The organism is Acinetobacter sp. 24-47-66 (genome assembly GCF_056779755.1).
Genome location: NZ_JBWYIL010000003.1, coordinates 113,330 through 136,535 on the forward strand (window position 1 = coordinate 113,330; position 23,206 = coordinate 136,535).

Consider the following 23,206-nt stretch of genomic DNA (forward strand, 5'->3'; position numbering starts at 1 on the left):
GAGATTCAGCTCGCGAATAAAAGGATTTTTAAACGCAAATGTCAAAAATATCATCTTATGACATTTGGATTATTTTGGCAGGCTACCTTGCTGCAATTCATGTCGGTAAACTTTCTGCTGTTATTCCAATTCTTCAAAAAGATTTAAATCTAAGTTTCACCCAAGCAGGCCTATCCTTATCACTGGTTCAAGGTGCTGGAATGCTATTTGCCCTGTGTATTGGTGCTGTATCTGAGAAAATAGGACTCAAAAAATGTCTTATTTTTGCACTCATTCTATTGGGGATGAGTAGTTTTGCAAGCTTATGGATTGATCATAGTGTTAGCCTTTATTTTTTTCGATTTATGGAAGGCATTGGATTTCTCACCATTAGTCTTTGCGCTCCCGCAATTTTAAAACGCCTAAGCACGCCTGAAACCATGAATTTTAAAATGGGGTTATGGAGTTCTTATATGGGAGTTGGGGTTAGTCTTGCTATTTTGACCATCCCTGTATTACTCGAATGGCTCAGTTGGCAACACATTTGGGCATTATTTGGTGCCTTGTGTTGGCTGGTTGCCTTGATGATTTACCATTTTTTACGTTATGACGATAAGCAAACCACTGTAACGACAAAGGCACTGAGCACATCAACCTCCAACTCTTTTTTATCTATTGTTAAAGCCACCGCGACCCATCCACCCATTCTCTGTCTAGCCGTTATCTTTGCTTGCTATACCAGTCAATGGATCACACTCACAGGTTTTTTACCCAGCTTGTATGTCTCATTCAATATGGATTTAAAGCTTGTAGGAATTTTGGTGTCAATGGTTGTGTTATCTAACTTAGGTGGAACCTTTGGCGCAGGCGTATTACTTCAAAAAGGCATAGCTCCTTTTAAATTACTTCAATTTAGTTTTTTAAGTCTAATTTTATGTAGCTGGGTTGTATTTTCACAACCCTATTGGTTGATTTTTGAGTTGCAATATTTGTGCGCTATTTTGTTTTCTTTTATCGGTGGCATTATTCCGACGACCGTCTTTGCCAATACGCTTAGATACGCGCCACAGGTCAATGCAGCAGCATCCAGTATGGGCTTAGTGCTGCAAATTTCTGCATGTGCGCAGTTCCTTGTTCCCCCAGCAACAGCAGCTCTCGTTTCGTCTTCTCACCAGTGGTCCAATGCCGCATGGGTTACCGTAAGTCTTTCCACCCTAGGACTATTGACCAGCTATTATTTATTTAAAATATATACGCAAAAAAAAGAGCCTATTTAGGCTCTTTTTTGCAGATCAACTAACGTCCAGTTTCTAAAACATCAAATAATGTATCTGCGATAGATGTACCAAATTGTGCATCTATTTCACGTATACATGTTGGACTAGTCACATTAATTTCTGTTACATAGTTTCCAATGACATCAAGACCAACAAATACTAGTCCCTTCTCACGCAAGAATGGTCCAACTTTAGCAGCAATCGCCTTATCATTTTCAGTCAACGGACGTGCTTCACCACGCCCACCAGCAGCAAGGTTACCTCGCGTTTCACCATTTTGTGGAATACGAGCTAAACAATATGGTATTGGCTCACCATTGACCATCAGAATACGCTTATCTCCATCCACAATTTCAGGAATATAACGTTGCGCCATAATCGGTTGCTGCCCCATTTGAGTCAACATTTCCAAAGTTGAACCGATATTTGCCCCTGCAGCAGTTAAACGGAAAATCCCCATACCGCCCATCCCATCTAGTGGTTTTACAATCACATCTTGATGTTCAGCAATAAACTCTCGGATTAAACTTTGCTGTGAAGTTACCAAAGTCGGAACCTGCAGTTCTGGAAATTGTGTAGCGAACAGCTTTTCGTTACAGTCTCGCAAACTTTGAGGTTTATTGATAATCCACGAACCTTCACGTTCCGCTTGTTCCAGAATATAAGTTGTATAAACAAAGTTCATATCAAAAGGTGGATCTTTACGCATGAGCACAACATCGTATGCAGCTAAAGATTCTTTCTGTTTTTCACCAAGTTCATAATAATGATTATAATCCTCAAACACTTTAAGTGGTGAGATCAAACCAAAAGCTTTGCCTTGATCGATATATAAATCTTCCTGAAGTGCATACCCTAACTCATGACCGCGACGTGCAGCAGCCCAAAGCATTGCCATGGTCGAATCTTTTTTGAGGTTTACATTTTCGATGGGATCCATCACCACAAGTACGCGCATGATCTGTTCTCTATTTTATCAATGAAGCGATTATAACGAAGTTTAGTGAACGATCTACTGATCTATCAAAGGATCAATTGTATAAATTGAGAGAAGCTCTTTCCTATTTCTGCTGAGCATTAGAATTTATATTCATATCAAACTACTAAAAAAAATAATAAAAAACGGCGCAATGAGCGTCAGGAAAAATCCACTGAGAATTGCAATTTGTACATCTAATGGTGAACAATTGTTTTTTACAAAGGGTAAAGTCGAGTCCATCGCCGTGGCACCACATACACCAATGATTGGCTTTGGATAACGCTGACCTAATAAATACAACAATGCAATCGCATAAAACTCTCGTACAAGATCTGTGATCAAAGCAAAAGTTCCCTGCTCAGGTCCTAAAACTTTAGCAACTAAAGGACCAGAAAGAGAGAACCAACCAAATCCACTCCCCATCACAACGAGTTCGACAAAAGATTGAGTCATGATATGACTCGTCAAATAAGCCGCAATAAATAGTGCAATGATTGAAAAAAATGGCACTTTAATATGATTCATAGTGAGGGCTTGAATTTTAATCGTAGACAAATCCACTCCGATTAAAAAAATCAACACATACAATAGTATCGCGCTTAACATTTCCCCTGATAAAGTCTTGGGTAATAGCCAATATAGCCCCATCCCGATCAACACCATTCCAATCGCAATCAAGCATTCGGTAATAGGTTTGAGCATATCCTTGAATGATTTTTGGTGCTCAGCCTTAAAGTGGCTACGATTAAATAAAAGTCCAAAGGTAATCACACTTAACACTGTAGAATAAATAAAAGCTTCAATTAATATTTTTGAACCAAGATCTTTATCAAACAAGACACTGCCAAATTGAAAGCCTATAGAGATGAGGAGCAACCACACCAAAAACGTAATTTGACCAACCAATATATTGCGAACTTGAACGTTTGCAGCTTTACCTATGCCCCAACCCAATATAAGAGAAATGAGAATAGGTAAAAGCGAAATTATTAAATTTTGAATCATATTTTTTGCTTTGTAAGAGAGAAATCAATCAAAATCATCCAGCGCTCACCAGCCTCAGCATTTGTGCCTTGATCTATTTTTCTAATAGGTGATACATAATGTGAAACTGCTGGATCGTGTACAGCAAAACTTTCAGAAGCTTGTCTCAACGTAAATTTTTGATAAATATTATAATTATTTACCTCATCTAAATGCTTATTTCTTTCCTGAGGTGATGCAATAAAGTTTTCACCTCCTTCAATGTTATTGCTCCTATAAAACAAATGAGCAAATGTGAATGGCTCACCATCCTGATGAAAACAATTAGGCGAACTAATTCCTAGCTGATCGGCATGAGTTGAACGCAGTTTGACAAAATGGACACCCACGTAAATTGGCAGATAGGCATTTTCCAAACCAAAAGTAAGTTGATAATCATCTACAATCAAATCATTAAGATATTGCGTAGATTTAGCTTCTTGGCTCAACGCGTTAAAATAACGAATCGACTGATGCTCGGGATTGTTCCCTCCCTGATCATATCCAGATAACTCCTGCCCTATATTATCACGCACTGTCGGCAACCAAATAGGCTTAAGATCTTTTTCCCAAGGTAAAATTAAGGCATTTCCGTATCTTCTAAACCTTTGAGTATGTGTAGGTGCAAAAGGATCTTTTTCAAGTTTTTCAAACTCTTTAGCTAGTAATAGTTTAGAAAAATGATCCACCTCTATAGATTTATAATGTAGATACCCTTTTGCTTTGAAGGTATTCTTCAAATCAATTTCTTGATGTTTTATAGCAGTCAAATTGCTATACGATTCAGTATTAGCGTCTAATTGATCAAGCACAATTAATCCTTAAGAATAACTAAATAAATATAATAGTTACGCTAAAATTATTACGTTTTTATTAAGGTTTACTCACAAAATAATATTACTATTTCAAATTAAATTATTAAGAAAAATTACAAAATTATTGTTACAACTTCAAATACGAATTACATCAAACGTTAACATCGTTGAATAAAACTAACAGGACTTAATATTCCAACAATAGGTACAAGTCCATGATTAAAATAATTTCTACACTCTGTTTACTCACTATCAGTTCAGTTACTTTAGCAGCAGGCAATCCTACACGAGTCGGTGATGTACTCGGTCGAGACCTCAACGTTCCAATTGTTGGTGCATTAGGGCATACAGGTGTATATGTAAGTTCAAACAATATTGTTCAAGTCATGAACAAAACGGCATATGTAGATGTGATTGAATATGTCAGCTTAAGTGGATTTAAAACTACAAAATATTGGGGAGCAAAGGCCAAAACAAGTTTCGGATATAAATCTCCTTACTCATCTGCTGCTAATCAAATCACTGCGATTTCAAATCAGCAACGACCTCATGTCGCTTACACGCTGTATTCAGCAACACCGAACCCAGCTGTACAAGTCTGTTCACAATATAACTCCAACGGTGCTTGTAGCAAATATACATGGCAAAAGGGAACATTCCGATGTGACAGCTTTACGAAATGGCTCTACACTCAGACAGGTAATGGTAATCTAGGAGGAAGCACACCGCGTGGAACTTTCAACAGTAGCTTACTCACAATTACACGAGTGTAAATAAATCATTCCCATTATATTGCCTTCACATCTCTGATGTTGAAGGCAACGACAGCTTAATATTTTAATATTATGAATAAGAAAAATATTTTTTTGGTTATTTTGATCTTCGTGATCTGTGCAGTAATTTTATGGGTGTATTTGAAATCGACAGCAGATACGACTCAAAGTATATCAAATCAAAATAATAATACTTCAACGCTAAAAAGCAATGAAGATCGCGCGACTAGCTTGTCTGAAAATAGTGCAGATATGAAACTCAACACTAACCTACCCGTATGGGCAAAAAAGTTACTTCAACTGGATCAATCTGCTGCGAATCGAGAAGAAAAAATACATGATTTACTTCAGCTCCTTGAACAAAACCAGCATGATGAAAATGCAATAGAAGAAATCCTGACTCAACTTACTTCTCTCAATCCTTTAGAAGCAGCTGAACAAATTTTGCCATTTCTAACACATCAGAATCCTAAAATTCAAAGCTTAGCGATAGGTGCACTGAATAATGCGATGTTGCTGACTGATCGAGAACATGAACTCAAAAAATCCCTACCTGAAAATGATTTGATTCGACAGAAAATTAGTCACGCTTTAGAGCAACGTTTTCAGGATCCAAATTTAGATCCAAAGGTTAAACAAGTTCTTATTTCTAGCCTACCGCATACCGCATCTGTCCAAACTCAGCACAATCTTGTACAAGAACTTCTTCAACAAAATTCTATCTCACCAAACGAAGCACAATTTCTTTCTAAATATCTGCTAAATGGTCAGGGAAATAATACGACTTTAGAACAACTTACGCATAAAAATCCGAAGATGATTGAAGACATTATTGCGAATTTAAATAATCAAATTGTCGACCAACCAGCTATTGTTGAAGTTCTGAATAATGATCAAAAAAAGCAACTATATAATTTTATCTTACAGCATCCACCAAGCTCGAAAGATGAAAGCTATGGATATAAAAATGATATATGGCGATTTTCTTTAAACCAACTTCAACAATAAATAAAAGTTAGACTGGTTTTATATGAATATTTTTCAAGCTTATAATTACATAAAATTTACATTTAAAATAATTAAATAACTTCTCACTCCTATTTTAACTATAAATCAACATAGATTTAATACATTAATCTTTTTTATTTTAAGCTAAATTAATATTACATTTTAATCATTCATGATTTTATTTTTTTAATCGTGATGACTAAATATTTAGCACTCCAATAATCATAGTTATAAATTTAATGAGGGCATTATGAAAATAGTTTTAATTGGTGCAACAGGCATGGCAGGTTCTCGTATTCTTGAAGAGCTTGTTTCACGTGGACACTACGTCAAAGCGATTGCGCGTAATACAAGCAAAGTTTCAGATACAGAGCGTGTTTTAACTGTAGATTTAGATTTAAATGATCAAGAAGCACTTGTAAATGAGCTGAAAGGTCAAGATGCTGTAATTAGTGCAGTACGTTTCCAAGGTCTTGATATCAATTCACTTCTTAATGCTATTCGTGAATCAAAAGTTAAACGTTATATTGTTGTTGGTGGCGCTGGCGGTTTAACTGTACCAAATCAAAATGTGCGTGTAATCGATACAGAAGACTTCCCTGATGCATATAAAGCTGAGGCGGAAGCAGGCATTCAGTTCTTTGATAAGTTAAAACAAGTGGACGACATTGACTGGACCTTTATTGCTCCTGCAGCGGAATTCGGTCCTGGTAAGCGAACTGGTGAATATCGCTCTGGTAAAGATGAACTTATCGTTGGTGAAGAAGGCAGTAAAATCTCTGCAGAAGATTTCGCAGTAGCGCTCAGTGATGAGCTTGAAAATAATAACCATATTCAAGAGCGCTTTAGCGTAGGTTATTAATATTCAATGATATTATTAAAAAAGGAAGCTTAGGCTTCCTTTTTTATTATTTATTTCGCTCTATGAGATATTTTAAATAAATGAGATGAATGAAATCTAAAGAGGTTATAATATTTATATAAATAAAATTTAAAAAGTAGTATTTTCATGAATTATCTTGAGTATTTTTTATATATTTTCACTGTCATTATTATGATTGCCACTCCAGGCCCTGTTATGATTTTGGTGGCCAGTGCAGGTGCAAAAGGTGGTTATCGAAAAGCATTACAAACCATTTTAGGCACTAATGTCGCCTCACTATGTTTAATTGCGCTTTCAATTCTTGCACTTAAGGGTGTTCTTCATTTTAATGAGCATATTTTCAACATCATCAAAGTCCTAGGATGTCTTTATATTGGCTATTTAGGTTTTGAAATTCTTAGAGAAACTTTTCAGCACAATCAAACTGCCTCTTCAAAGATCAAGCCGATGGATAGCGGTTTTTCCAAAGGGTTTTTAGTTGGAATTTCCAATCCAAAAGATATTATTTTCTTCACTGCTTTTTTTCCGCAGTTTATTCAAATTACACCAAATATAGATTTAAGTTTGTCGCTGTTAATCATCACATGGATTCTTCTAGATTTTGTCGTACTATCTTTGGTCTATTTAGGTTTTAACGCTATTTCTCAACAACGTATTTATTCAAAAATCTTAGCCTTGTGTGGCGCGATCCTCATGACCATCGCTGGGTATGGGATATTCAGCACAGCGCTCTTTTATGAGTCTCTTTAACTTATTTAAACTACAATTTATGAATGAATTTATTCCCGGGGTTTCTAATGATGCAACCCGCCATGATCGTCTTTTATTCAGAAGATAAAAATCATTGATTAGATGATTCTTGCCTGCGATCAGGTTATGCATTTGATATACCCCACCGTGGCAAAATCGTCCTTGAGTGATGAGGTTACAAGAACTGAATGAAAAGTTGGGCATAACGTAAAAATGTAATTTGTGTGATGCAGATAAGAATTTCGCATAACGTGTATTATGTTAATTTTGGAGAAACTATTACAAATATAATATTACTTTTGCATTCTCAAATAAGCCGTTATATTTCTTAAAAAATCTATAAAGAACTGTTATTGCTGATTATTATTTTTTAAATCAGGCCGAATTTTATAAATATTATTTTGGAGTTCAAAAATATGACTGAGAGCTTTTCCTATCAGTAAAATATTCTCTCTATTTTCTAGTGATGGATCCGATTGAATCTTACTAGGAATACTGTCTAATAATATTGCGGCTTGATATAAATCATCATTTATTTTTTTTAATTGATCCATTTTTCTCTTCTATAGATGTTGGTAAGGATCCCAATCATATTACATTGAGATCCTGATTTATTAGACCGTGGTATATATTGTTTTAGCTTCTCTAGTTTCTGAACTAAAAAGGTTTAATAATCTATTCGATGATGGCACAGGAAGATTTGGTGGATTCCAGTCACCTGTAGTGATGCATGTATTTAAAGAGTTTCCACACTCTGACATTCCACCGCTACCAGCAGACCCATAGACATCAATACAGTCTGCATAATATTCTGCACACAATTCTTTAGTTAAATAATATGAAGGCGTTGTAGGATCATATGCAAGAGCAAGACTACTAGTCATTATTGTACTAATTAAAACTATTTTTTTTAATAACATAAGAAAACCAACTTTATTGTTAATTTGATATTAAAATATAGTTTATTAAAAGTTAAGCATTATTAAAATTACTTAAATCAAACATATTTTTAAATAAATTTACTTCTATTTAACATAATAGAGCTTATGCGAAATGAAATAAAAATAATTATTTAAAATCAATAACTTAAAAATTTTCAACCACCCTGAAAAACAGCAAAAAATCGACTTGGAAACATGTCGGTTTCTTTTTGAGCAAATTTGTCATTTTTTGCCAATAAAATTGGTTAAAAAGTGATCAAAAACCGCAATTCCCTATAAGATATATGCCTTTTAAGATCAAATCCATCCCCAATTTCTGCGGACAAATTTTTGGATAATTTAAGAGAATTTGAGTATTGGATACTTAGCTTACCTTTATTCAAAATCCAGCTGATATTCATCTGTTGTGATTCTTATTTTTATTTTCTTATATTTTCTTTTCGTAGTACTTAATGCTGAATTGATAACTTCTTCATGAAATTTAGAATCATTCATTAATTCACCAAATAATTTATAACCGATTAGGATTTTCTTTACTTCTTTGTCTGCTTTTCGATATTTTTCAATCAATAAATCTAAATCATTAACGCTAAAATTTTTCATTTCTATTCTAATTGACCTCTAGGTGATGATAAAATAAACTCATATTTTTAGATAATATATAATATCTTCATCTATTATTTATCTAGTTTTTAATGACTCGTCTGCATCCTGTTCAGGAAGTATTATTCTTACTTAAAAATGATGAATCTAATATGAAAAGATTATTAAAATTTTCTCTTTTGCTCAGTAACCCTATGGCTGAGCTTTTTTTCATGTATAAAAATTCGAATAAGGTTTGATATTAAATCAAGAGGATTAAGTAAATCCACTTATCAATTTTTGATAAAGTCGTCTAATTAAAGAATAGATAAAATATTGCAGATAGTTAACGTAATTATGCGCCTAATCAAATCATTAAAAGTTGGCGGTTCATCCAAACTGGATACAACTTGCTCTAATTTTATGATTTTAAAGGGTTTTTCATTAGATTATGAAAAACCCCTGAAGAAGATAGTTATGTATGTCTAAAATTTTGGTGGATACCTAGTATTTTCGATCAAAATCTAATTAAAAATATTTAAGAAAGTGATAGTTATTTAGATAATCTCTTTTAATCACCACGATATGACCAATGTACAGTTTTATAATCTTCATCACTATTTCTATATTCACTAATGAGATCATTTCGTTCATCTAATGCATCTTGATAATCATCTTCATGAAAACAAATAGCCATACGGGCTTGACCACCAAATTCAGCTTCAATAAAAGAATTAAAACTATTTTTTATTCCAATATCTGAGCGAGATATACTCAAGTTATTACGGAAAACTGAAGATACAACCCAAAATGATTTATCCCAAGATATAGCACTTTCTGTAATTAGAGAACGACAAAATGTATATCTAGTATCTTGTGCATTTGTATATGCTGCACCACAGATTAAGGTTATCCCTAGGAATGTAGAAGATAATTTTTTGTAAAAACTCATAGCATCACCGGTAGTTTATTTGTATTTACACTTTTCATGTAAGTAATCAAGAGCTGCATTCATCTTTTTAGCATGACTATCTTTTACGTACCATATAGCAGCACCGCCTGTTCTTGTAGGATCTAACTTCCATCCATTTAATAAAGTATATTGTGAATATTTTACAGGACCAACATAAAGCTTATTAATCGTATATCCATCTCCTCTCACACTAGCTCTTGTCCAATCTATAGAAATTTCTCGCAGATATTTTCCATTATTGCCACTACGATCTTTATCAGTAAACATTATTGAATAACTAGTTGAACATCCTGAACTCTCAAATGAAAAAAGATCAGCTCGGATATTATTACCTACTATTTCTTGGGTATAGAGCCCTGCTTCGTCTATAACCTCATGAGCATCTTGTAATGAAGAAAAACTATCAACTTTTTTTGCGTAAGTAGATGAACAAAAAATAGCAATTAAAGCTAAGCTATAAATTTTCATGATCTGAGCCTTATCTAAAGGTTTAACAATATTTATTTCTTAAAAATATAAGCTTTCTAGTAGTTAGATTGGTGACTAATAGAAATGAGTTAAAACAGAATTTTTTAGTAACCAAATAATATAAAAATGATTTTCACGAGGATCATACGCCTTACTACTCTATTATGAAATATCTTTCTTTAATTCTCATTCTATCTAATTAAAAGAAAGTCTATAGAAATAGTGGTAATTGAATAATCACATCATTTTTTTTATTTACTATTAGCTAACTGACTTAACAGTAGTTCAAGTTTATTAATCTCACTTTTACTAACTTTTTTCGTTAAAGGGAATTCTATTGTATCTGTAACTTCTCTTGTTGGACGGGGTGATTTATAAGTATTTACTTTTATCAACTTTATGTTAGGTTTCTTAAAAAACAAGAACCCGTTAACATTTTCCTTATTAATTGTTAAATATTTACCATTATTATTTTTTTTCATGTCTGACCATTTAATATTATCATAGGCTTCAACATAAACTGGACGATCATAATCATACTTCAGTCTTTGTCCAACCATCATCACATCAACGTTTATAGCAGCACTACTATAAAATGTTTCTTGTGGAACTTTTTTATCTTCTACAAATTCATCTACGACATGTTCAGTTAACCAAGAATTAATTTTCTTAATTATTTCACTTTTATCATTAATATCTGATGCATAAGCAGCATTAGCTATTAGTGTAAAAGACATACATAAGAATAAATATAATATATTTCTCATAATATCACCTGAAAATACCTTTTGTGTTTTAAAAAATATTATTATATTATAATTAAGAGTAGATTAAAAAAGGAAATTAATTATGAAATTAAAAAAAATTATTATTGGGGGATTATTAGCTTCATTAGCTACTCTGGTATTTGCTAATAAGCCCTTGTTCCTATTATGTAAACATAATTCTCATGGAGAGACTTGGCATCTAATAGGTGGACCTTATAATAAAATCGCTGATTGTGACAGAGTTGCTGATCGCCATAGAGATTATCATTCTAATCGAGGGGATCAATATCCGACTGTCCAATGTTCATGGAGAACTCAAAGTGAGATCAATGATATGTTGTACAATGGTAGATTGAGCCGTTGGTAATTATTTCTATTAAAAAGCCCGACATCATGTCGGGCTTTTTAATAAGAGGCTTAATGGTGCTGGACGTTTAACATTCCCTGTTTATCCATATCTTATTTTCTAGAACTTCCTGCTCTATATTTATTTATAATAAAAGAACGAATAATTACATCCAAGATGACAAATACTAGAAACAATGTACACCATGGATTACATGGTTGATTAAAAAATACTCATTTAATTTGATTACTCATTTTTCCTTAAAAGAACACCTAATTTCTTTAGTTATTGTTTTAATATATTTCACATAAGAGATTTTATGTTAAATAAATCAAACATAAAAAAATTATTAGATTTTTTATGTTTGATAAAGTATTTCTGAATTAATAGTTAGTTTTTAGAATAATGAAATTTTTTCCTGCAAGTGCTTATCAAGATGAATTGAAAATTCTTTTTAATGAATATGAAAAGAAAATTATAAGATTACTTCCAAATGCTAGAGTTGAGCATATAGGATCTTCAGCAATACCTAATGCATATTCTAAGGGTGATCTCGATATTTTAGTTTGTATCCCTGAAAAAGAGTTTAAAAAATCTATAAATTTATTAAAAAAATTAAATTTTAGAGAGAAAAGCAATACGTTAAGAACAAATGATCTTTGCATGCTAGAAGCTATTAACTCTGAGAAAGATATAGCATTTCAAGTTATTACTGAAGATTCTTTGTACTTAAATTTTCTAACTTTTAGAGATATCTTAATTTCTTCACCACATTTAGTAGATCAATATAATCAGTTAAAAATCGACTGTATTGGATTTGAAGAAGATGATTATAGAAAGGTAAAAGCTTCTTTCATTGAAGAGATATTATATAAAAATATTTCTTAAAATATTTATATTTTCTTAATTTAAATCAAAATGTTACGTTTTGTATTAAGGTCAAAATAGGATCCTTATCTACTATTTTTGATTTCGCATAACGCCTATTATGTTAAATGAGGCGGATTTATTTAATCCGCTTACCATTTTTATCGATGATTATTTCACCATCTTCTTTAGTAAAAGCACCTATTTGAGGTGCAGATAAAATATCTAAAACGAGTTCAGATGGTCTACAAAGTTTTACACCGATCTCAGTTACTACGAATGGACGATTAATCAAAATTGGATACTCAAGCATAAAATTAATGAGCTGTTCATCTGTCCAGTGTGGCTGATCCAATTTATGAGTTTCAAAAGGTTCTACATTTTTACGAATAGCTTCATGTACAGAAAGACCTGATTTTTCAATTAAATTAATCAGTTCTCTCTTGCTCGGAGGATTGAGAAGATACTCAATAATTTCAGGTTCCTCTCCGGTATTTCGAATTAAAGCCAGTGTATTTCTTGATGTTCCGCAAGCAGGGTTGTGATAGATCTTAACTTTTGATGACATTGGATTAACTCAAAGCTTAGTAATATTGCATTTATATATGGATATGCGTATATTCGCAATAGCATATATTGGAGTGTAGATGATGGATCAAGCAGATTTCTTTAAATGCCTATCTGACCCGACACGTCTAGATATTTTAAAAATTATTTTAGCAAGACAAAATGTATGTGTTTGTGAAATCACAGAGATATTACAACTGAGCCAACCCAAAATTTCTCGTCACTTGGCTTTACTCCGTAACCTCTCAATTTTGCTAGATGAGCGCAAGGGACAATGGGTGTATTACCGATTAAATCCTGATTTACCAGAATGGGTAAATGCAGTGCTCAATGTCTTAAATGATGAAATACTGAATAAACCTGCAAGCAACTTATCTATCTCTATGCAATGCGAGTAATTCAATGTCCGGATCAAAGCTCTCATTCTTAGATCGAAATCTAACGCTATGGATTTTCATTGCCATGGCATTAGGAGTAGGTATTGGTGTATTTTTTCCTCAAGCATCTGTGGTACTCGATCAATTAAGCATTAATTCAGTGAATATCCCTATCGCAATAGGGCTTATTTTGATGATGTATCCACCACTTGCCAAAGTAGACTATGCGACTTTGCCTAAAGTCTTTGAGGACAAGCGAACCCTTACATTATCTCTCGTTCAAAACTGGCTAATAGCACCTTGCTTAATGTTTGGTTTGGCAATCATTTTTTTACATGCCTATCCTGAATACATGACTGGCCTAATTCTCATAGGCTTAGCCCGATGTATTGCGATGGTCCTCGTCTGGAACGATCTGGCATGTGGGGATAATCAATATGTCGCTGCCTTAGTCGCGTTTAACAGTATCTTCCAGATCTTATTCTTTAGTACTTATGCCTGGTTATTCTTAACCTTCTTACCACCATTCTTTGGGGTAGAAGCACAAATCATTAATGTGAGCTTTTGGACAATTACCCATGCTGTTCTTATTTATCTAGGTATTCCGTTCTTACTTGGGTTTTTAACCCGACTGATTTTGGTTAAAAAGAATGGTTTGGCTTGGTATCAGGATAAATTTATCCCAAAGATTAGCCCAATCAGCCTTATTGCCCTTTTATTCACGATTGTAGCCATGTTCAGTCTTAAAGGTGGTGAAGTGGTTAGCCTTCCTCTAGATGTACTTAGGATCGCTATTCCTTTGACAATTTACTTTGTTGCGATGTTCTTCATCAGCTTCTTTATGAGTAAGTGGATGGGTAACGATTATCCTAAAACAACTGCTATTTCCTTTACTGCGGCAGGCAACAATTTTGAATTAGCACTGGCTGTAGCGATTGCCACTTTTGGATTAGCTTCACCTGTGGCTTTCACAACCGTGATTGGTCCGCTTGTTGAAGTTCCTGTATTGATTGCCTTAGTGACAGTTTCGCTATGGCTGAGAAAAAAAGTGTTTAAAGAGGCATGAGTCGAATGAACCTACCAAATATTGATCCTAGTCTTTTAGAAAAACCGACTTTAGAAAAAGTTCAGGCAAAGAACCTTAAACATCCACCAAGAATACTGCTTTTGTATGGCTCAAATCGTGATAGATCATATAGCCGTTTAGCTGTTCAGGAAGCTGGTCGAATCCTTGAATATTTTGGTGCGGAAGTGAAAATCTTCCATCCAAAAGGGCTACCCCTCCCTGAAGATGGTGATATGCAACATCCAAAGGTTAAGGAACTCCATGAACTCTTAGCATGGTCAGAAGGCATGGTGTGGTGCTCTCCTGAGCGTCATGGCTCAATGAGTTCGATATTGAAAGCTCAAATTGATTGGATTCCATTAGCAGCGGGTGCAATCCGTGCAACGCAAGGTAAAACCTTAGCTGTAATGCAAGTTTGTGGAGGTTCGCAATCCTTTAATGCTGTAAATCAATTACGTATTTTAGGGCGTTGGATGCGTATGATCACGATACCAAATCAGTCCTCAGTCCCTAAAGCATTTCTAGAGTTTGAAGAGGATGGTCGTATGAAGCCTTCTTCTTATTACATGAGGATTGTCGATGTGATGGAAGAACTTTATAAATTTACGCTTTTAACCAGGGGACAGTCCTCATATCTCACTGACCGTTACTCTGAACGTGTAGAAAGTGCAGAAGAGCTTTCAAAGCGTGTGAATCAAAAGAGTATCTAGATTTCCTAAAATTAACATAATACACCTTATGCGAAATGATTTTTTATTAAATAAAAATCAATAACTTATATCAATATAAAAAACCCAGACCTATAGATCTGGGCTTTTTTATAGATTCTTCAAGTTCCACGCTTATTTATTAAGCAATGTTTCACATTAATATTAAGTAGAACTTTATAAGACTTAGATTCCGTACTTCACACGGTACGCTTCCATTTTCGCTAAAGCATCTTTGTCGCCTTTAGCATCTAAGTAATCCATTAAATCTTTCATTGTGATAAGCGCATGCACAGGAATTTCAAGCTCTTTTTGAACTTCTTGAATCGCAGACAATTCACCCTGACCTTTTTCTTGACGGTCAAGCGCAACCAATACACCCGCTATTTGCGCGCCTGCATTTTTTAAAATGGTCACAACTTCACGAATGGCTGTACCCGCAGTGATTACATCATCAATGATCCATACCTTTTTACCTTCAACTGAAGCACCAACTAAACCCCCCCCCTCACCGTGATCTTTAACTTCTTTACGGTTGAAGCCCCAAGTTACACTTACACCGTGGTTTTGTGACAATGCCACAGCCGTTGCAGCGACAAATGGAATACCTTTATACGCAGGGCCAAAAATCACTTCAACATTATCACATTCAGTTAATTTTGCTGCATAGCCAGAAGCCAAGCCAGTTAAGGCTTCACCGTCATTTAACAAACCGGCGTTGAAAAAATAAGGACTCACACGACCTGATTTTAAAGTAAACTCACCAAATTTAAGCACACCACGTGATAATGCCAGTTCGATAAAAGCTTGTGGATTAAATGCCGCTTGCGCTGTCATGAGGTGCTCCATTTATTAAATTGAGGTTAAACTCGAGCATGATACCAAAGAGTAGCTATCCTAGTGATCAAAAAATTTTACGTGTCGTATCAATCAACGTAAATGGTCTTCGTTCTGCAGAAAAAAAAGGAATTTTTGACTGGATGGCAACTTCAGATGCCGATGTCATTTGCATGCAAGAATCCCGTATTACACACGAACAATGGACAGATAAATTTAAGCCCGAAGGTTGGTATACACACCTATTCCCAGCTGAGCGTCCTGGCTATGCTGGTACCGCAATCTATAGTCGTTTGCCGTTTATCTCAGTTACCGATGGTCTGGGTTTTGAATTGGCTGATTCACAAGGTCGTTTTATCTCAGCAGAATTTGATCTAGGCTTAGAGAAAACAGCTCATATTTGCTCACTCTATTTACCATCAGGTTCTTCTGGTGAAGAAGCACAAGCCCGTAAAGATCACTTTCTAAATGAATACAAGCAGATCTTGAAACAATGGCGTGATGAAGGTAAATCTGTGATTGTTTGCGGTGACTACAATATCGTACATAAACGCATTGATATTAAGAACTGGTCAGGCAATCAAAAAGCTTCAGGTTGTTTACCACATGAACGTGCATGGCTCGATCATATTTATGATGATTTAGGCTATGTCGATACCTTCCGTGAAGTGCGTAAAGAAGCAGAACTTTATTCATGGTGGTCAAACCGAGGACAAGCCCGTGCCAAGAACGTGGGTTGGCGGATTGACTATCAAGCTTGCTCACCAGATTGGAAAGATCGTACTGTGAATGCATGGGTATATAAAGAAACGTGGTTTAGCGATCATGCCCCTGTCATTATCGATTATAAAATTTAGTGCCGTGCAAACTGAGTGAACAACTGTTTACTAAATGCACGCTAATTGCTCACAAATCTTGTCGTGTTAACGTATTTTTATTCCGACTAATTCAGTGCATTATTGTCGCACGGCACAGGGACATGTCAGGATGACAATAGGGATTGGAAGCCGTAGGATGAAAAGAAAATAAATTTCGGTTTATTTTCCAAGGATGAAGACATTGGACGTTGAATTGAGACCCGCATGATCAGGATGATTTAATGCGGGTTTTCTCTATTTAAAAGATCAATACAAATTTTAAGATAAGAAATTTTCCACCATTTTATTGATAACCACCATGAAGCCACACTGTAGATTTCAAACCTATTTAAAATATTCTGATCACATTTATGTTTTTGCGTAAATTTTGCTAAGCTCTAGACTGATCACAATGAATAAGACTGTTAGAGATGATTAAAGTTTACGGCATTAAAAATTGCAACTCGATGAAAAAAGCATTCGATTTACTCAATGAGTTGGGGCTTAGTTATGAGTTCCACGATTATAAGAAACAAGGTATTGACGCTGAAACAGTACAAAAATGGCTAAATGATCTTGGTGCTGAACTTGTCCTCAATAAAAAGGGAACGACTTGGCGTAAATTGTCTGAGGAAGATCAAGAAATTGCCCTTGCATCTGAACAGGGTTTGATTGAAGCACTGACTACACATACGAGCCTTATTAAAAGACCAGTGATCACTACTGAATCAGGTTATGTAGTAGGTTTTGATGAGAATGCGATAAAAGCATTAAAGAAATAAGAAATAAAAAAAGCCGAGCAACTACTCGGCTTTTTTATGAATCTTAAATTAGTTCACGCGTACCCAAGTTTGGTTACGACCAAGCGCTGATACGCCGATGAAACCACGAAGTTCGAGCTTTTGACCACCGTCTTTCAATGAACCCTTCAATTTGTAAGTTTTTCCAGATTGTGGGTCTAAGATTGAACCACCATCGTAATTCGCTCCACCTACATTTTTAAGACCCTTCACAATGGTTAAACCTTTTAAAGATTTCTTGTGATAGGGACCTTCACAGTTCGTACATGAATTTTCTTGACCCGGTGTGACAACACTCTGAATCGTTGCATTCAATGTTCCGTTTGGCTGTTCAGTGAATTTTACAAAAGCTTTAGCTTTTTTAGTTTTCTCATCAATCGTATTCCACACGGTACCATTGAGTGGATCTGCAGCATTTGCAAATACTGCTGAAGCGAGTAATCCTAACGTTAGTGCAATTTTTTTCATTGTTTTTTGTTTCCCTTGCTGAATTGACTTTAATATTATTAAAAATTGATAACATTTAAGCAATTTTTGAATGTGACTATTTAGTGTACCATTGTAATGCTGTGTGCTGATAATAAACATAATTTCATTAATATGGAAAAACAATGAAGATCAATCCGGTTTTGAAACAATACATAACAGAGTCTTTTTTAAAAACGAGTCTTCGCTTTCCGAGTCGCTTTAATCTTCCCCCCACCGTACTTCGTGTTGCCTTAGAGCAGATGACGCGTGTTTTTCCACAGTCCAAAGATGTCAGTATTCGAAAACTAAGAATCGCAGGTATTCGTGCCGAAGAAATTTTGCCTCAACCTGAAACGACTCAGCTCATTTTTCACATTCATGGTGGCGCATTCTTTTTAGGATCGTTAAATACACATCGCGCATTGATGACTGAAATGGCACTTCGGACTCAAATGCAAGTGCTACATATCGATTACCCTCTTTCACCTGAACAACGTTTCCCCGATCTCGGAGAAGCAATCTATGATGTGTACCAATTATTGGTAGAGCAAGGTGCTCAACCGAAAGATATTATTTTATCTGGCGATTCTTGTGGTGCCAATTTAGCACTTGCACTGGCTTTACGTTTAAAAGAAGAAAATCCAAAACTTCTTCCAAGTGGCTTGATTTTAATGTCACCCTTTCTTGACTTAACTTTGACCAGTGAATCTCTACGCTACAATCAAAAGCATGATGCTTTATTGTCAATTGAAGCTTTAGAAGCAGGCATAAATCATTATGTTCCTAAAGGTGTAGATGTCTCAATTCCCGAAATTTCCCCAATTTTTGGAGATCTCAAAGGATTGCCACCGACATTGGTTCAGGTGGGTTCAAAAGAAATTTTGTTAGACGACTCTACGCGATTTGAAGAAAAGGCTAAAGCAGCTGGAGTAGATGTTGAGTTTAAGTTATACACCGGTATGTGGCATAACTTCCAAATGTTTAGCGCTTGGTTTGATGAAGCAAAGCAAGCTTTGACCGATATCGCAGAGTTTGCCCATCGTTTGGATAAAGACTGATTGAATCAAAACTGAAGTAAACATAAAAAAGAGTAGCGTAAGCTACTCCTTTTTTATTCATTTAGAATAAGTATGAGACACCAAATCCACCATGATAACTTCGATCGGATCCACTTAGGTCTACACCGATGCTTGCATCTAACTGCGCACGATCATTCAAGGCATAGATTAAACCAGATGCCAGTCCATACTCTCGCTCTTGGCTTTCTTTCTTGGTAAATACTGCTTCAGAATAGCCCGATAAATTACCTACGATTTTATAGCCAATTGTCGGGACAGCAGTCACAGACCAATCACTATTTTGAGCTGAATAGAACATTCCTATTCCTGTCGTTACAGTATCGTTATATTGATACTCAACAGATGAGCCCAAAGTGTAAATATCATCAACATAAGTAAAACGATCATTTCCTGTTGCGATTTTAGCTTGCGCCAAAATAGCCATTTTCAGTTGATCATCTTGTAAGTCAACGTGATGCTTAATCCCAACAGAAACATCACCTAAACCATCATGGTCATCAGTTCGATTTTGGATTCGGGTCCGCTCCCACGCTGGGCCATCCCAACCCAATTGAAGCTCAGTATTCTTACTCAATCCCGTACGCAACAGGACATCAGCATTGAGTCGCAATGATTTATTTTTAAAACCATTTTCAGTACTTTCAACATACTGTGCAGTTGGAAGTCCCTGCTCCCATGCCAATTGACCTACGGGCGTAATGCCTGTGCTGAAACTCGTACCAGGTCGATCGAAGGCAAAATCTGCAGCCATCGCACTTACACTCGCAGTTGAGCAAAGTATCAAGCTCAGTTGTTTTAATTTTGTCATGGGGCACCCAAATTAATTTAATTCTTTCGTCATTTTTGCGCCACGGCTACGTAATAACTCGAGTGTCTCACGTTCTTCCGGTAAAGCCTGTGACCAATCAATGGTATCAAAATCGCAGTCGAAAAATAAATCACTAATTGAACTCAGAATGGTATTCCCCTCTTCATCTTTGGTATTAGGATCAACTTGATGATCAAGTAAGCGTTGAACTGCAGGCACACATGCAGCACTCGCAGCATCCCAAAGTGGGCCGTAACATTCCTCTGCATCCCATAAATGGAAATTAGCTTTCGCTGCAATCAGTGCATCTAGAATATCAAGATGTACTTGTAATTTCTGTTGTTTTTCTTCTGTTGAAAGCGCATTTCCTTGCTCATACGCTTCACAAATTTCTTCCCACCATTGAAATAAAGTGTCTGACCACACAGAAACCGCAGGGCCTTTCTCTCCTGCGATAAAGTTTGGATCTAAACCTTCTGCTAACAGGCGCTGTACCTGTGCTAGGTCTAATTCTTCTAAGGCCTGTAAAAACACTTGTTGATGTGCTGTTAGCATTTACTTTCTCTACTATTTATCTATAACGACATTATGCCTAATAATGCAGATCATTATTCAATTAAATAAATCAAAACTGTTCATTCAAAATTTTATTCAAAAAAAAAGCCCCGAAGGGCTTTTTGCTATTCCACATCCACTTCATCTTCTTTCAGTTGGATGGGCGCTCCACGAGGGTTCTCTTTTTTCTCGAATACATGTTCAAGACTACGCTTTAATCGGTCAATCGCACCATGAATCGCTGTGTCGATATTATGACCTCTGTGATTGACCACAACTGGTTTTAGTCCAGCTGGGCGAGCTTCGATCATACATTGAATATCGTCTGCACCGCCTTTATGGGCATTTTCATCACTTAAATGAACCGAAAAATGGGTAATTCTTTCACTATGGCGTTGAAACTCTGTATTTAGTTCTGCACGTACATAATCAATTAATCGCTCACTGTTTTGAATATTCTTATCTGTACGGATTTCTATGTTCATAAATATCATCCTCACTCTTCTTCTGAATCATTTTTGTGCAAAACTTTTTATCTTGGCACGTTTGTAGCTTGCAATCTAATTGCATCGAACATCTTCAATTGCTGTTTGGAATACGTCCCTCCACATTGAATGATGAACACTTTTTGAGTCTGCAGAACCGTGTCCTTATACTTTGAATATCGGGCCTAACTCAAAAATATGCAAGTGGTATTTTAAAAAATTAATAAAAGGATTACTCATTGTGACAAGTACTTACTTACGCGGACAGGCGCTTATTGATTCGATTCAAAATGCACCTTATTCCAGAGACTTAAGAGGTTATGGGGCGAATCCACCTCATCCTCATTGGCCTAATCAAGCGCGTATCGCAGTGCAATTTGTCTTAAATTATGAAGAAGGTGGTGAAAACCACATTGAGCACGGTGATCAAGGTTCAGAGCAATTTTTATCTGAAATCGTTGGTGCTGCCAGTTTTATTGCTAAGCATATGTCAATGGATTCAATGTATGAGTATGGGTCAAGAGTCGGTTTTTGGCGTATTCACAATGAGTTCAAGAAACGTCAATTACCCATGACTATTTTTGGTGTGGGAATGGCTTTGGCACGTCTTCCAGATGTGGTCGAAGCAATTAAATCTGCGGATTACGATGTGGTATCGCATGGTCAACGTTGGTTGCATTATCAGAATATGGATATTGAGACCGAAAGGCAGCATATGGATCAAGCCATTAGTGTACTTGAAACGCTATTCGGACAAGCCCCAATCGGTTGGTACACAGGTCGAGATAGTCCCAACACACGTCAACTTTTGACTGAATTTCCTCAAATCAAATACGACTGTGATTATTACGGCGATGATTTACCTTTTTGGACACAGCTCACCCATCCCAATGGGGAGCAGCATCCGCATTTAATTATTCCTTATACCCTAGACACCAACGACATGAAGTTTAGTTCAGCAGGTGGCTTCAATCATGGTGAACAGTTTTATCAATATCTAAAGGATGCCTTTGATGTCTTGTATGCCGAAGGGGAAACTGCACCAAAAATGATGTCTATTGGGATGCACTGCCGTCTTTTAGGACGCCCAGGACGCTTCAAGGCACTACAACAGTTCTTAGACTATGTTCAATCTCATGAACATGTTTGGATTTGTCGTCGTGGAGATATTGCGCAACATTGGATCGATCATTTCGCACCATAATTTCACATTCACGAGAAAAAGAGTGCTTTATAAGGTGCTCTTTTGATCTTTTTTCAGTCACTTTTTCCACCAAATCTACGTTGGCATTGTTATTGCAATTTAAGCCTAAAGTTTCAATGTATAGGTTTGAATTGTGTTGCTTTCAGAATTTAATCAAACATCTGTTGAACATCAGAAAGCATTTTTATTGCAATGTGTTCATATCCCACGATGGGGCGAGGAAATCATTCATTACGGTCCTTTTGACACACGAGAAGGACTATTAAAGTATGCTGAACAACATGCCATTACATGGACATGGGATGAAATTTTAGCAGCCCTAAATACACACCCAAGGATTGGCGAAAGAAAAGCAAAAATTGAATTATCAGAACAAGAACAAACTTTTTCAAGGCGTGAACAAGCACGCATCACACATGATCAAGAAGTTTTAGATGCGTTATATAAAGGCAACTTGGCCTATGAAAAAAAATTCGGTTTTATTTTTCTGATTAAAGCTTCTGGTTTGAATAGTGAAGAGATTCTGACTGCATTGGAATACCGCTTGCTAAACGATTTTGAGACTGAAAAAAGAATCGTCCATCGCCAACTTTTAGAAATTGCTTTACTGCGCCTCTCACAGGAAATTCAAGCATGATCAGCTCACATATTTTAGATACCCACCTTGGACGTCCTGCAAGTAATGTTGAAGTTAAGCTTTTTTCTGCGTCTGGAGAGTTATTAGCGATAGCCAAAACCAATTCTGATGGACGTGTGACAGCAGCAGATTTTGGACTCGATCAAATTGATGTCGCTGAATACAGCATCGAATTTATGACGCAAGCTTATTTCTCAGCGCAGAACATCCCAACTTTTTTTCCAAAAGCCGTCATTCATTTTTCAGTAACCGATGCTCACCAACATTATCACATTCCCTTGCTCATTAGCCCTTATGCCTACTCCACCTATCGTGGCAGCTGAGCACT

At 35.8% G+C, this 23,206-nt stretch carries 31 protein-coding genes; 16 read left to right on the top strand and 15 right to left on the bottom strand.

All coding sequences use genetic code 11. From position 1 onward, the window contains the following. Positions 1-38: 38 nt before the first annotated feature. Complete coding sequence (locus AC1M84_RS04405; RefSeq protein WP_481594509.1) at positions 39-1,256, top strand: MFS transporter; 1,218 nt, start codon at positions 39-41, stop codon at positions 1,254-1,256. Positions 1,257-1,275: 19 nt separating this feature from the next. Here the strand turns inward: AC1M84_RS04405 and gshB are convergent, their stop codons facing one another. From gshB to AC1M84_RS04420, 3 genes are all read right to left on the bottom strand, one after another. After that, positions 1,276-2,214: a glutathione synthase gene (gshB, locus tag AC1M84_RS04410; protein WP_481592820.1), complete on the bottom strand. Its 939-nt coding sequence runs from the start codon at positions 2,212-2,214 to the stop codon at positions 1,276-1,278. Positions 2,215-2,346: 132 nt separating this feature from the next. Beyond that, positions 2,347-3,240, bottom strand: a complete 894-nt coding sequence (locus tag AC1M84_RS04415) for a LysO family transporter (protein ID WP_035270265.1) — start codon at positions 3,238-3,240, stop codon at positions 2,347-2,349. Further along, entirely contained in the window at positions 3,237-4,070 is an 834-nt protein-coding gene (locus AC1M84_RS04420; RefSeq protein WP_481594510.1) for a 2OG-Fe dioxygenase family protein, read from the bottom strand. The genes AC1M84_RS04415 and AC1M84_RS04420 overlap by 4 nt, the downstream gene beginning before the upstream one ends. A gap of 218 nt (positions 4,071-4,288) precedes the next feature. Between AC1M84_RS04420 and AC1M84_RS04425 the strand changes: the two genes are divergently transcribed. The 4 genes from AC1M84_RS04425 to AC1M84_RS04440 all read left to right on the top strand — a co-directional run bounded on the left by AC1M84_RS04425 (position 4,289) and on the right by AC1M84_RS04440 (position 7,487). After that, a complete protein-coding gene (locus tag AC1M84_RS04425) occupies positions 4,289-4,846 on the top strand; it encodes a hypothetical protein (RefSeq protein WP_481588798.1) in 558 nt (185 codons plus the stop codon). A 141-nt stretch (positions 4,847-4,987) separates the two neighbouring features. Next, entirely contained in the window at positions 4,988-5,854 is an 867-nt protein-coding gene (locus tag AC1M84_RS04430) for a hypothetical protein (protein WP_481594511.1), read from the top strand. Between the two features lie 250 nt (positions 5,855-6,104). Further along, positions 6,105-6,716: an NAD(P)-dependent oxidoreductase gene (locus AC1M84_RS04435; protein ID WP_092766521.1), complete on the top strand. Its 612-nt coding sequence runs from the start codon at positions 6,105-6,107 to the stop codon at positions 6,714-6,716. Positions 6,717-6,863: 147 nt separating this feature from the next. Continuing rightward, entirely contained in the window at positions 6,864-7,487 is a 624-nt protein-coding gene (locus AC1M84_RS04440; RefSeq protein WP_092766522.1) for a LysE family translocator, read from the top strand. Positions 7,488-7,837: 350 nt separating this feature from the next. Here AC1M84_RS04440 and AC1M84_RS04445 read toward each other — a convergent pair whose 3' ends face one another. From AC1M84_RS04445 to AC1M84_RS04470, 6 genes are all read right to left on the bottom strand, one after another. Then, the gene (locus AC1M84_RS04445) at positions 7,838-8,041 is read right to left on the bottom strand and encodes a hypothetical protein (RefSeq protein ID WP_035270252.1); all 204 of its coding nucleotides are present in this window, start codon (positions 8,039-8,041) and stop codon (positions 7,838-7,840) included. A 60-nt stretch (positions 8,042-8,101) separates the two neighbouring features. After that, positions 8,102-8,371 carry a hypothetical protein gene (locus AC1M84_RS04450; protein ID WP_155757006.1) on the bottom strand — a complete coding sequence of 90 codons (270 nt, stop codon included), beginning with the start codon at positions 8,369-8,371 and terminating at the stop codon, positions 8,102-8,104. A gap of 432 nt (positions 8,372-8,803) precedes the next feature. After that, positions 8,804-9,031 carry a hypothetical protein gene (locus tag AC1M84_RS04455; RefSeq protein WP_035270938.1) on the bottom strand — a complete coding sequence of 76 codons (228 nt, stop codon included), beginning with the start codon at positions 9,029-9,031 and terminating at the stop codon, positions 8,804-8,806. A 550-nt stretch (positions 9,032-9,581) separates the two neighbouring features. Then, positions 9,582-9,962 (bottom strand): hypothetical protein, encoded by a 381-nt coding sequence (locus tag AC1M84_RS04460; protein WP_035270939.1) that lies wholly within the window; start codon positions 9,960-9,962, stop codon positions 9,582-9,584. 15 nt (positions 9,963-9,977) lie between these two features. Beyond that, positions 9,978-10,451 (bottom strand): hypothetical protein, encoded by a 474-nt coding sequence (locus AC1M84_RS04465; RefSeq protein ID WP_092766523.1) that lies wholly within the window; start codon positions 10,449-10,451, stop codon positions 9,978-9,980. Positions 10,452-10,702: 251 nt separating this feature from the next. Beyond that, on the bottom strand, positions 10,703-11,218 hold the full coding sequence (locus tag AC1M84_RS04470) for a hypothetical protein (protein WP_143047397.1): 516 nt from the start codon (positions 11,216-11,218) through the stop codon (positions 10,703-10,705). Positions 11,219-11,300: 82 nt separating this feature from the next. On the opposite strand from AC1M84_RS04470, the gene AC1M84_RS04475 reads away from it, so the two are divergent. Further along, positions 11,301-11,585, top strand: a complete 285-nt coding sequence (locus AC1M84_RS04475) for a hypothetical protein (RefSeq protein ID WP_035270248.1) — start codon at positions 11,301-11,303, stop codon at positions 11,583-11,585. Positions 11,586-11,969: 384 nt separating this feature from the next. After that, positions 11,970-12,452 (top strand): GrpB family protein, encoded by a 483-nt coding sequence (locus AC1M84_RS04480; RefSeq protein ID WP_092766524.1) that lies wholly within the window; start codon positions 11,970-11,972, stop codon positions 12,450-12,452. 118 nt (positions 12,453-12,570) lie between these two features. Here the strand turns inward: AC1M84_RS04480 and arsC are convergent, their stop codons facing one another. Next, complete coding sequence (arsC, locus tag AC1M84_RS04485; protein ID WP_035264681.1) at positions 12,571-12,999, bottom strand: arsenate reductase (glutaredoxin); 429 nt, start codon at positions 12,997-12,999, stop codon at positions 12,571-12,573. Between the two features lie 82 nt (positions 13,000-13,081). Here arsC and AC1M84_RS04490 point away from each other — a divergent pair, with 82 nt between their 5' ends. From AC1M84_RS04490 to arsH, 3 genes are read left to right on the top strand one after another with little or no spacing between them, the layout of a single operon-like run. Then, complete coding sequence (locus tag AC1M84_RS04490; RefSeq protein WP_481586962.1) at positions 13,082-13,396, top strand: ArsR/SmtB family transcription factor; 315 nt, start codon at positions 13,082-13,084, stop codon at positions 13,394-13,396. 4 nt (positions 13,397-13,400) lie between these two features. After that, positions 13,401-14,441 carry an ACR3 family arsenite efflux transporter gene (arsB, locus tag AC1M84_RS04495; protein ID WP_481590156.1) on the top strand — a complete coding sequence of 347 codons (1,041 nt, stop codon included), beginning with the start codon at positions 13,401-13,403 and terminating at the stop codon, positions 14,439-14,441. Positions 14,442-14,446: 5 nt separating this feature from the next. Continuing rightward, positions 14,447-15,151 (top strand): arsenical resistance protein ArsH, encoded by a 705-nt coding sequence (gene arsH, locus AC1M84_RS04500; protein WP_481586963.1) that lies wholly within the window; start codon positions 14,447-14,449, stop codon positions 15,149-15,151. 183 nt (positions 15,152-15,334) lie between these two features. Here the strand turns inward: arsH and pyrE are convergent, their stop codons facing one another. Then, the gene (gene pyrE, locus AC1M84_RS04505; RefSeq protein ID WP_481594512.1) at positions 15,335-15,985 is read right to left on the bottom strand and encodes an orotate phosphoribosyltransferase; all 651 of its coding nucleotides are present in this window, start codon (positions 15,983-15,985) and stop codon (positions 15,335-15,337) included. Between the two features lie 38 nt (positions 15,986-16,023). Here pyrE and AC1M84_RS04510 point away from each other — a divergent pair, with 38 nt between their 5' ends. Further along, complete coding sequence (locus tag AC1M84_RS04510; protein WP_092766525.1) at positions 16,024-16,842, top strand: exodeoxyribonuclease III; 819 nt, start codon at positions 16,024-16,026, stop codon at positions 16,840-16,842. Positions 16,843-17,273: 431 nt separating this feature from the next. After that, positions 17,274-17,624 (top strand): Spx/MgsR family RNA polymerase-binding regulatory protein, encoded by a 351-nt coding sequence (locus tag AC1M84_RS04515; RefSeq protein WP_481586888.1) that lies wholly within the window; start codon positions 17,274-17,276, stop codon positions 17,622-17,624. A 48-nt stretch (positions 17,625-17,672) separates the two neighbouring features. Here AC1M84_RS04515 and AC1M84_RS04520 read toward each other — a convergent pair whose 3' ends face one another. After that, on the bottom strand, positions 17,673-18,110 hold the full coding sequence (locus AC1M84_RS04520) for a DUF2147 domain-containing protein (protein ID WP_481594513.1): 438 nt from the start codon (positions 18,108-18,110) through the stop codon (positions 17,673-17,675). Between the two features lie 143 nt (positions 18,111-18,253). On the opposite strand from AC1M84_RS04520, the gene AC1M84_RS04525 reads away from it, so the two are divergent. Then, positions 18,254-19,168 (top strand): alpha/beta hydrolase, encoded by a 915-nt coding sequence (locus AC1M84_RS04525; protein WP_035264694.1) that lies wholly within the window; start codon positions 18,254-18,256, stop codon positions 19,166-19,168. A 61-nt stretch (positions 19,169-19,229) separates the two neighbouring features. Here the strand turns inward: AC1M84_RS04525 and AC1M84_RS04530 are convergent, their stop codons facing one another. From AC1M84_RS04530 to AC1M84_RS04540, 3 genes are all read right to left on the bottom strand, one after another. After that, positions 19,230-19,997: a transporter gene (locus AC1M84_RS04530; protein ID WP_035264697.1), complete on the bottom strand. Its 768-nt coding sequence runs from the start codon at positions 19,995-19,997 to the stop codon at positions 19,230-19,232. Between the two features lie 12 nt (positions 19,998-20,009). Next, entirely contained in the window at positions 20,010-20,552 is a 543-nt protein-coding gene (locus AC1M84_RS04535) for an ankyrin repeat domain-containing protein (RefSeq protein WP_035264700.1), read from the bottom strand. Between the two features lie 125 nt (positions 20,553-20,677). Beyond that, positions 20,678-21,037 (bottom strand): HPF/RaiA family ribosome-associated protein, encoded by a 360-nt coding sequence (locus tag AC1M84_RS04540; RefSeq protein ID WP_035264715.1) that lies wholly within the window; start codon positions 21,035-21,037, stop codon positions 20,678-20,680. Positions 21,038-21,278: 241 nt separating this feature from the next. Between AC1M84_RS04540 and puuE the strand changes: the two genes are divergently transcribed. The 3 genes from puuE (at position 21,279) to uraH (ending at position 23,201) form a co-directional block, all read left to right on the top strand. Continuing rightward, positions 21,279-22,241 carry an allantoinase PuuE gene (puuE, locus tag AC1M84_RS04545; RefSeq protein WP_481594514.1) on the top strand — a complete coding sequence of 321 codons (963 nt, stop codon included), beginning with the start codon at positions 21,279-21,281 and terminating at the stop codon, positions 22,239-22,241. Positions 22,242-22,374: 133 nt separating this feature from the next. Beyond that, positions 22,375-22,878, top strand: a complete 504-nt coding sequence (uraD, locus tag AC1M84_RS04550; RefSeq protein ID WP_035264722.1) for a 2-oxo-4-hydroxy-4-carboxy-5-ureidoimidazoline decarboxylase — start codon at positions 22,375-22,377, stop codon at positions 22,876-22,878. After that, positions 22,875-23,201, top strand: a complete 327-nt coding sequence (gene uraH / locus AC1M84_RS04555; protein ID WP_481588786.1) for a hydroxyisourate hydrolase — start codon at positions 22,875-22,877, stop codon at positions 23,199-23,201. Before uraD ends, uraH begins: the two co-directional genes overlap by 4 nt. Positions 23,202-23,206 lie beyond the last annotated feature (5 nt).